This is a genomic window from Ensifer sp. ZNC0028, from assembly GCF_000799055.1.
Classification (GTDB): domain Bacteria; phylum Pseudomonadota; class Alphaproteobacteria; order Rhizobiales; family Rhizobiaceae; genus Ensifer.
The window spans coordinates 1-6,376 of sequence record NZ_JTLA01000177.1 but is presented as its reverse complement, the minus strand read 5'-3'; the positions used below and the strand labels follow the sequence as shown (position 1 = coordinate 6,376).

The following is a 6,376-nucleotide window of genomic DNA, read 5'->3' as shown; positions in this document are numbered from 1 at the left end:
CCCTCATCCGCCTGCCGGCACCTTCTCCCCGCAGGCGGGGAGAAGGGACGATGCCGCGCCCGTTCGCGTCCCCCACTCCATTCGGGACCTACGTCATAAAGAGGCGATCTCGCGAAGCGCCAAGTCCCCTCGCCCCGCGAGCGGGGAGAGGGCTAGGGTGAGGGGAAGAGCCACAACAACGAAGGCTACGCATGATCGACAAGCTGGAAATGTTCCTCGTCCTTGCACGCGAACGGCACTTTGGCCGGGCGGCGGAGGAGTGCGGCGTGACGCAGCCGACGCTGTCGGCGGCCATTCGTCAGCTCGAGGATCAGCTCGGCGTCATGCTCGTCAGCCGCGGATCGCGCTTTCAGGGCCTGACGCCCGAGGGGCAGCGCGTGCTCGAATGGGCGCGCCGCATCGTCGGCGATGCCCGCACCATGCGCGAGGAGATGCGGGCGGCACGCAAGGGTCTTTCCGGGCATATCCGACTGGCAGCGGTACCGACGACGCTTGCCATGGTGCCGATGATCACCGCGCCGTTCCAGGAAAAGCACCCTGATGTTACCTTTTCCGTGCTGTCGACGACATCGGTGCAGATCCTGGCACTGCTCGAAAATCTCGAGATCGATGCGGGGCTCACCTATCTGGAGAACGAGCCGCTCGGCCGGGTGACCAGCGTTCCGCTCCAGGTCGAGCGCTATCACCTCGTCACCGCCGCCGGAACGCCGCTTTCGGAGCGGGAAAGCGTGACGTGGAAAGAGGTTAGCGACGTTCGGCTTTGTCTATTGACGGCCGATATGCAGAACCGCCGCATCATCAACCAGCATTTCTCCGAAGCGGGTGCCGTCGCCAAGCCGACGCTCGAATCGAACTCGATGATCGTGCTTTTTTCCCATGTGCGCACCGGTCGCTGGGCCAGCATCATGCCGTTCAACGTCGCGAAATCATTCGGTTTTCACGAAGATATCCGGATGATACCGATCGTTGATCCGGACGCCCGTCACACCGTCGGTCTGGTTGCGACGCATCGTGAGCCGTTTACGCCGCTGGTCTCGGCTTTGCTGCACGAAGCACGCATTCTCGGTGAGCGAAATCAGGTTCAATAGATTTTTTCTATCGATCGACGGAACAGCCTTATTGACCCATGCGGCCATAAGCGCGAAGCTTTTTGATCATGGCCGGAGACCGCCGAGGAACGGCCTTCGCCAGAAGTGAAATGTCGGCTGGGCCGGTCGCCCGTTTCGGGTGCCGCCGTCTCGCCCACGAGCCGGGAGGGCTCCCGTTGAACATCCATCAGCCGCGCGCCGATATCGCGGAGACCACGCTCGCCATCGTCGAGGAGCTGAAGAGGCTCGAAGGGCCCTTGCTGCCGATCCTGCACGAGCTGCAGGAAGAGTTCGGCTATGTGCCGCAGGAATGTCTTCCGGTGATTGCCCGCGAACTCAACCTCTCTCGCGCCGAAGTCTACGGCGTCATGAGCTTCTACCATGATTTCCGCGAGCACCCGGCCGGGCGTCACGTGCTGAAGCTCTGTCGCGCCGAGGCTTGCCAGTCGATGGGCGGCGACGCGCTTGCCGAACGCGCCAAGCGGCTGCTCGGTATCGATTTTCATCAGACGACGCCTGACGGAGCCGTGACGCTGGAGCCGGTCTACTGTCTCGGGCTCTGTTCCTGCGCACCCTCCGCCATGCTGGACGGAGAGGTGCATGCCCGGGTCGACGCCAGTGATCTCGAAGCACTCGTTCAGGAGGCGCGGCGATGACGGTGAAGATCTACATCCCGCGCGATGCGGCAGCGATCGCGCTCGGCGCCGAGAAGGTCGTAAAGGCGATGACCGAGGCGGTCACAGCCCGCGGCCTTGACGCCGTGATCGTTCGCAACGGTTCGCGTGGCATGCATTGGCTGGAACCTCTGGTCGAGGTGGAAACCGCTGGCGGCCGCGTGGCCTATGGCCCGGTCAAGGTGCGTGACGTGACCTCGCTGCTCGATGCCGGCCTGCTCGAGGGCGGCGATCATGCACTCTGTCTCGGCAAGACCGAGGAGATCCCCTTCCTCAAACAGCAGACGCGTCTGACCTTTGCGCGCTGCGGCATCATCGATCCGCTGTCGCTCGACGATTACCAGGCCCATGGCGGGCTCGCAGGCCTGCGCAACGCCATTGCCATGGCGCCGCAGGACATCGTCGCGCAGGTGACCGAAAGCGGCCTTCGCGGCCGCGGCGGCGCGGGCTTTCCGACCGGCATCAAATGGAAGACCGTTCTCGATGCGGCGGGCGCGCGCAAATACATCGTCTGCAACGCCGACGAAGGCGACAGCGGCACCTTTGCCGACCGGATGATCATGGAAGGCGATCCCTTCGTCTTGATCGAGGGCATGGCGATCGCCGGCATCGCGACCGGCGCCACCAAGGGCTTCATCTATACCCGCTCGGAATACCCGCATGCGATCACGGCGATGGCCGAGGCGATCGAGATCGCCCGCAAGGCCGGCGTGCTCGGGCCTTCGGTGCTCGGCTCCGGCAGGGCTTTCGATATGGAAGTGCGCGAGGGTGCCGGCGCCTATGTCTGCGGCGAGGAAACGGCGCTTCTCAACAGCCTCGAAGGCAAGCGCGGCATCGTGCGCGCCAAGCCGCCGCTTCCGGCCCATAAGGGCCTGTTCGACTGTCCGACCGTGATCAACAACGTGATATCGCTTGCCTCCGTCCCGATCATCATGGACAAGGGCGCTGCCTATTACCGCGACTTCGGCATGGGCCGGTCGCGCGGCACGATCCCGATCCAGATCGCCGGCAACGTCAAGCATGCTGGCCTCTATGAGACCGCTTTTGGCCTGGCGCTCGGCGAGATCATCGACCACATCGGCGGCGGCACGGCGAGCGGCCGGCCGGTCAAGGCCGTGCAGGTCGGCGGCCCGCTCGGCGCCTATTTTCCCCGTGCGCTGTTCGATACGCCGTTCGACTATGAGGCCTTTGCCGCGCGTGACGGCCTCATCGGCCACGCCGGCATCGTCGTTTTCGACGATACGGTCGACATGCTCAACCAGGCGCGTTTCGCGATGGAGTTCTGTGCGGTTGAAAGCTGCGGCAAGTGCACGCCGTGCCGCATCGGTTCGACCCGCGGTGTCGAGGTCGCCGACAAGATCGCCGCCGGCATCGAGCCGGAGAAGAACCGCGAGCTCCTCGCCGATCTCTGCAACACGATGAAGTTCGGTTCGCTCTGTGCGCTGGGCGGCTTCACACCCTATCCGGTCTTGAGCGCCATGACCCATTTCCCGGATGATTTTCAGCCGGCACCAGTGGTGGAGGCTGCGGAATGATGCTTGCTGTACATCGGCAATTGCCCCTCACCCTAACCCTCTCCCCGCTGGCGGGGAGAGGGGACGCGGCTCACGCTGTCTCTGACGCATGGGGGACGGGTGCGGCATATCCCTTCTCCCCGCTGGCGGGGAGAAGGTGGCGGCAGCCGGATGAGGGGCCGTTGTTTGTGTCGCGCAGGCCAGAGGGGGGTAACACCGCCCCCTTGAACAAGAATTCTCAGGAGGGCTGACATGTCTCTCATTCATGAAATCGACTACGGCACTCCCGCTTCGAAATCCGAAAAGCTGGTGACGCTTACGATCGACGGCCGCGAGGTCACGGTGCCCGAGGGTACCTCGATCATGCGCGCGGCGATGGATGCCGGCATCGAGGTGCCGAAGCTCTGCGCGTCGGACATGATGGATGCCTTCGGCTCCTGCCGGCTCTGTCTCGTCGAGATCAAGGGGCGCAACGGCATGCCGGCGTCATGTACGACGCCGGTTGCGGCTGGCATCGAGGTCTCCACCCAGACGCCGCGGTTGAAGGATGTGCGGCGCGGGGTGATGGAGCTCTATATTTCCGACCATCCGCTCGACTGTCTGACCTGCGCTGCCAATGGCGATTGCGAGTTGCAGGACATGGCCGGTGCCGTGGGTCTTCGCGACGTTCGTTACGGCTATGAGGGCGAGAACCACGTCACGGCGCGCAACAATGGCGAAATCAACGCGAAGTGGATGCCGAAGGACGAGTCCAATCCCTATTTCACCTATGATCCGGCCAAATGCATCGTCTGCTCGCGCTGCGTGCGCGCCTGCGAGGAAGTGCAGGGCACCTTCGCGCTGACAATCGGCGGCCGTGGCTTCGACAGCCGCGTTTCGGCCGGCATGGCGGAAGACTTCCTGTCGTCGGAATGCGTGTCCTGCGGCGCCTGCGTGCAGGCGTGTCCGACCGCGACGCTCACCGAAAAGTCGGTGATCGAGATCGGCCAGCCGGAGCATTCCGAGGTGACGACCTGCGCCTATTGCGGCGTCGGCTGCTCGTTCAAGGCGGAAATGCGCGGCGAAGAGCTGGTGCGCATGGTGCCGTGGAAGGACGGCCAGGCGAACCGCGGCCACTCCTGCGTCAAGGGCCGCTTCGCCTATGGCTATTCCAACCATAAGGACCGCATTCTCAATCCGATGATCCGCGAGAAGATCTCCGATCCCTGGCGCGAGGTCACCTGGGAGGAGGCCTATGCGCATGTGGCCTCCGAGTTCCGGCGGATCCAGTATCAGTATGGCCGCGATTCCGTTGGCGGCATCACCTCGTCGCGCTGCACCAATGAAGAGACCTATCTGGTGCAGAAGCTGGTGCGCGCCGGCTTCGGCAACAACAACGTCGATACCTGCGCTCGCGTCTGCCACTCGCCGACAGGCTACGGCCTCGGCCAGGCTTTCGGCACCTCTGCCGGTACGCAGAACTTCGATTCGGTCGAGTTCACCGACGTCGCCGTCATCATCGGCGCCAATCCGACCGACGGCCATCCGGTCTTCGGCTCGCGGCTGAAGAAGCGGTTGCGCGAAGGCGCCAAGCTGATCGTCATCGATCCGCGCCGCACCGACATCGTGCGCTCACCGCATGTGGAGGCGGCCTATCACCTGCCGCTGCAGCCCGGCACCAATGTCGCGATCCTGACTTCGATCGCCCATGTGATCGTCACCGAAGGCCTCGCCAACGAGAAGTTCATCCGCGAGCGCTGCGACTGGTCGGAATACGAGGATTGGGCCGCCTTCGTCGCCGAGCCCTACCATAGCCCCGAGGCGACCGAGGCCTATACCGGCGTACCGGCCGACCTGGTGCGTGGTGCCGCAAGGCTCTACGCCACCGGCGGCAACGGCGCGATCTATTATGGTCTCGGTGTTACCGAACACAGCCAGGGCTCGACAACCGTCATGGCGATCGCCAACCTTGCCATGGTCACCGGCAATATCGGCCGGCCGGGCGTCGGCGTGAACCCGCTGCGCGGCCAGAACAACGTGCAGGGCTCCTGCGACATGGGCTCGTTCCCGCACGAACTGCCGGGCTACCGACATATCTCCGACGATGCGACCCGCGAGACCTTCGAGAAGCTCTGGGGCGTCGAGATCTCCAACGAACCGGGCCTGCGTATCCCCAACATGCTCGATGCGGCCGTCGACGGCACCTTCAAGGCCCTCTACATCCAGGGCGAGGACATCCTGCAGTCCGACCCGGACACCAAGCACGTGGCCGCCGGTCTCGCGGCGATGGAATGCGTCGTCGTGCACGACCTGTTTCTCAACGAGACCGCCAACTACGCGCATGTCTTCCTGCCGGGATCGACCTTCCTCGAAAAGGACGGCACCTTCACCAACGCCGAGCGCCGCATCAACCGCGTGCGCAAGGTGATGACGCCGAAGAACGGCTATGCCGACTGGGAGGTCACGCAGAAGCTCGCCCAGGCCATGGGCCTCAACTGGAACTACCGCCACCCCTCGCAGATCATGGACGAGATCGCCGCGACGACGCCGAGCTTCGCGCTCGTCTCCTACGACTATCTCGAAAAGATGGGCTCTGTGCAGTGGCCCTGCAACGAGGCGCATCCCGAGGGTTCACCGATCATGCATGTCGACGGCTTCGTGCGCGGCAAGGGCAAGTTCATCCGCACCGAATATGTTGCGACCGACGAACGCACCGGCCCGCGCTTCCCGCTGCTTTTGACCACCGGCCGTATCCTCAGCCAGTACAATGTCGGCGCCCAGACGCGGCGCACCGACAACGTCGTCTGGCATGCGGAAGACCGGCTGGAGATCCATCCGCACGACGCCGAACAGCGCGGCATCCGTGACGGCGACTGGATCCGGCTGGCAAGCCGCGCCGGCGAGACGACGCTGCGCTCGCTGATCACCGATCGTGTGGCGCCCGGCGTCGTCTACACCACCTTCCACCATCCATCGACACAGGCGAACGTCATCACGACCGACTTCTCCGACTGGGCGACCAACTGCCCGGAATACAAGGTGACGGCAGTGCAGGTGATGCCGTCGAACGGTCCTTCGGACTGGCAGGTGGACTATGACGAGCAGGCCCGCCAGTCGCGCC

At 64.2% G+C, this 6,376-nt stretch carries 4 protein-coding genes; all 4 read left to right on the top strand.

Annotated elements, in window-relative coordinates; genetic code table 11:
• Positions 1-191: 191 nt before the first annotated feature.
• Complete coding sequence (locus L981_RS31735; RefSeq protein ID WP_043626325.1) at positions 192-1,088, top strand: LysR family transcriptional regulator; 897 nt, start codon at positions 192-194, stop codon at positions 1,086-1,088.
• 176 nt (positions 1,089-1,264) lie between these two features.
• Entirely contained in the window at positions 1,265-1,744 is a 480-nt protein-coding gene (locus L981_RS31730; RefSeq protein ID WP_043626322.1) for a formate dehydrogenase subunit gamma, read from the top strand.
• Positions 1,741-3,297: an NADH-quinone oxidoreductase subunit NuoF gene (locus L981_RS31725; protein WP_043626320.1), complete on the top strand. Its 1,557-nt coding sequence runs from the start codon at positions 1,741-1,743 to the stop codon at positions 3,295-3,297. The genes L981_RS31730 and L981_RS31725 overlap by 4 nt, the downstream gene beginning before the upstream one ends.
• A gap of 231 nt (positions 3,298-3,528) precedes the next feature.
• The coding region (gene fdhF, locus L981_RS31715; RefSeq protein WP_043626314.1) for a formate dehydrogenase subunit alpha at positions 3,529-6,376 on the top strand (2,848 nt) is incomplete at its 3' end.